The sequence below is a fragment of the Lamprobacter sp. genome (assembly GCF_034860625.1).
In the GTDB taxonomy this organism is placed as follows: domain Bacteria; phylum Pseudomonadota; class Gammaproteobacteria; order Chromatiales; family Chromatiaceae; genus Lamprobacter.
This window is the reverse complement of record NZ_JAYESN010000314.1, coordinates 1-2,963: the sequence shown is the minus strand read 5'-3', so window position 1 is coordinate 2,963 and position 2,963 is coordinate 1. Positions and strand designations below refer to the sequence as shown.

The 2,963-nt window shown below is 61.2% G+C and carries 3 protein-coding genes; 1 reads left to right on the top strand and 2 read right to left on the bottom strand.

Going from position 1 to position 2,963, the window contains the following annotated elements; all coding sequences use genetic code 11:
- Positions 1 to 281: hypothetical protein (locus VBE63_RS26765; RefSeq protein WP_323686046.1), on the bottom strand; the 281-nt coding region annotated here is incomplete at its 3' end.
- Between the two features lie 280 nt (positions 282 to 561).
- On the opposite strand from VBE63_RS26765, the gene VBE63_RS26760 reads away from it, so the two are divergent.
- The gene (locus VBE63_RS26760; protein WP_323686045.1) at positions 562 to 711 is read left to right on the top strand and encodes a hypothetical protein; all 150 of its coding nucleotides are present in this window, start codon (positions 562 to 564) and stop codon (positions 709 to 711) included.
- 14 nt (positions 712 to 725) lie between these two features.
- On the opposite strand, the gene VBE63_RS26755 is transcribed toward VBE63_RS26760, so the two are convergent.
- Complete coding sequence (locus VBE63_RS26755) at positions 726 to 2,585, bottom strand: AAA family ATPase (protein WP_323686044.1); 1,860 nt, start codon at positions 2,583 to 2,585, stop codon at positions 726 to 728.
- Between the last annotated feature and the right edge of the window lie 378 nt (positions 2,586 to 2,963).

Sequence of the window (2,963 nt, the reverse complement as noted above, 5' to 3'; positions counted from 1 at the left end):
ACGGTCTCCCGCGGGATGCCGCTATAGTCCGCGATGGACTGAAGATTGATCGGCGCAGGCTCCTCGTCAGGTCCGTCGCGGGCCATGAAGTCGTCGTAGGACTCGCCGTCGATGCGCCCGCGGGCCAGTGTGCGCGAGCCGACGATAGCGAGCACCAGCATGCGGTCCAGATCGCCGCCGAATTGTCGCCGGAGCCGAACCAACAGCTCGCAGAAGGCATCGTTGTGCACCGGCCAGATGCGACCGAAGTGTGCGGTTAGTGTCTGTTCGTCGAAGGTCATGGCGGCCTCGGCTGGAACGATCGCGCAAGGTCGGAGGCGCTGACTGACGGGCGCTAACTGCGCTCGCTATCGGTCATGTCGATCTTAAAGGCAGTTGCTCTATGTTAGCCCAGTTTGGGTGGCCTGAGCTGGCAGGCAGGTGCACCGGCCCAAGCCACCGCCGCGGAGGCCGAGTAAAGCAGATGCCCCCAGAGATCTCCATGGGGCTAAAGCACGACCGCAAAAGCGGTTGCAACCTGTTCGAGGATCAGACCCCGCTGCGGCGCGACGAGAACGCCTGTTGGTGGGCCTGCCGGCCGAAGAGCGCGCGCGGCTGCAAGCGTTCGAGGCCGAGATCAAGGTCTTTCGGGAGTACATGGAGGTGTCTCCCGGCCTCGGCGCCGGCGGGCTCCGAGAACGCCGATGGCCTGGGTTGCCCGGTCCTTGGTGAACCGCTGAGGCGCGTCAGTCAGACGGTGATGCCGGGATTGCTGAGAGCGCCACCGCCTCGCGATGCACCAGCTCCCAGCCGCTGTAGAGCAAGATGATGGCATGCAGCGTCGCCTCGCCGAGTGCCTCGCGAACCCGCGCATCGCCGCCATAGCGGCGCAGTTGCGCGCGGGCATCCTCCAGCAACCGCGTACGCTTGGTCGGACTATCCTCGCTGCGGCCTAGATACTTCAGCTCGATCAGATAGGCATGGCGCATATCGGGGTAGCGGAGATAGAAGGGCGCCAGGTACAGATCAACAAAGCCCCCGGCCTGCTCGGCCTCGGAGAACACCCGGAAGTAGGGTGAAAGGTTCAGCCAGGCGAGCAGAAAGCCCTGGATCATCTTCTCCCCTTGCAGAAAGTCGCGCACGCTGGCCTGGCGAGCAATCTCCTCGGCGAGATAATCGAAGAATCCTTCCCATTCGCCGCGATAGGCCATGCGATTGAGCCGCTCGGCCACCTCATAGGTGCTGGGGCGAAAGACGCCGACCTCGTCATAGGCCTCGCGCAGGTAGCCATACATCAATTGGCGCACGGTGCGGTTGGGGATGCGCAACAATGGTCGGCCCTCGCGCTCTCCGGCAAAGCTCAGCAGCCCAAAGTAGTACAGCAGCGAGATGAAGTTATCCTGCCGCAACAGGCCTTCGGCCGGAAAGCTGGTCTGAATCTGAGAGACCGCCTCGCCGCTGTCGATGATGGCGCGCAGGCGTGAGAAGTTGCCGTTGAGGCGAGCCTGGGGCGGCAGGGGCTCGGGCGCGGCTTGCGTGGTTGGGGTTTGATCGGTCGGACTCTGATCGGTCAGGCGCTCGCGATCGGCGAGATGCCGGTCGACCTGGAGCAGATGGCGTAGCTTGCCATAGTCGATGCGGACATTGTGATCGATGAGTTCATCGGGCGCCTGCTGTAGATCGACCAAGGATTGCAGATAGTACAGCGCCATATCACTGTTCACGACCGGCTCGCGGCGGGATGTGTGAAAATGATAGTGGTTGTACCACTCATCGATCACCGCGCGATGGGCGTTGAAGTCCTGGCCGAAGGCGGCGAACAAGGTCTCCAATTCCGCATGCGTGAAACCCAAAAGCGCATTGAAGCGTGGGTCCAGACTGATATTGCGCCCGATGTTGAAACCGCTAGTGACATCATCGAGGGTGATCGGTGAGACCCCAGTGATGAACAAGCGCGCCAGACCACTGCCGGTGCGCCCGACCGCCTCTTTCAACAGGGCAAAGAAATCGCGAAAGAAGCCGCTGCTGTGGGTCAGTTGCCGATAGGCCGCGTGGCCAGCGTTAACCAGAATGTTATTGGCAAAGTTGTCGTATTCGTCGATGAACAGATAGAGTGAGTGGCCGCTGTGTTTCAGGACGCTCATGAGTTGGTCCAAGCGCCGGGTGATGGTGGCTTCGACGAGCACGAGCTCACGGGTTCCTGCCGGGAGTCGCGTCGCATGAGTCTCGAGAAAGTCGGTCAGGATAATGCGGGTATAGGATTCAAACGAGTCCTCGACCAAATCCGGGCGCGAGCGCACCGCCGAGAAGTCAAAGCGCAAGGTCAAATACTGACCCTTCTCCGGGGTGGGTTGCGCGGCCATCGCGGTGCCGGCAAAGAGCTCATCGAAGCGCTGCACCCAATGGGCGTCGTAGTAACACTCCATCACCGATTGCAGCAGGCTTTTGCCAAAGCGCCGGGGGCGGATCAGGAACAGAAACTCGCCCGCTTCCTCCAGCAACGGCAGGTAGTCGGTTTTGTCGACAAAGTAGTGCCCACGGTCGCGCAGCTTAATGAAATCCGCCATGCCGTAAGGGATGCGCCAAGGTTGTTTGGAGGGAGTCATGGTTGCGGTGCTCGGTCGGTGTGGTCAGGCTCGCCCGCTGGCTGACAGGCGAAGGTCGGTACTTCAAGCAATCCGAGTACAGATGATACCTAGCCAGCTTGCCTTGGATTCGGTCACAACACCCTAAATCACCCCGTCTCGCTTGCCCATTTTGGGCACTGCCGATGGGCAGCCGACGGATGGCATGTTGCATACTGATCTCACGACCGTGCAACAAGCGTCTCATGGTCCCAAGCTTCTCATGGTCTCAAGCGTCTCATCGTCCGGCGGCGGCGATGCGCGATGAACATTCCAGCTAATCCCTCAGCCAATTCAGGATGCGCGAGCACAGCATGACCACCGACGACCACTGGCCAGCTCGGAAGCCACTGCATGGCC

Excerpts from the sequence above, each read along its gene's own strand:
- VBE63_RS26755 (WP_323686044.1), bottom strand. The coding sequence starts at position 2,585 with ATGACTCCCTCCAAACAACCTTGGCGCATCCCTTACGGCATGGCGGAT.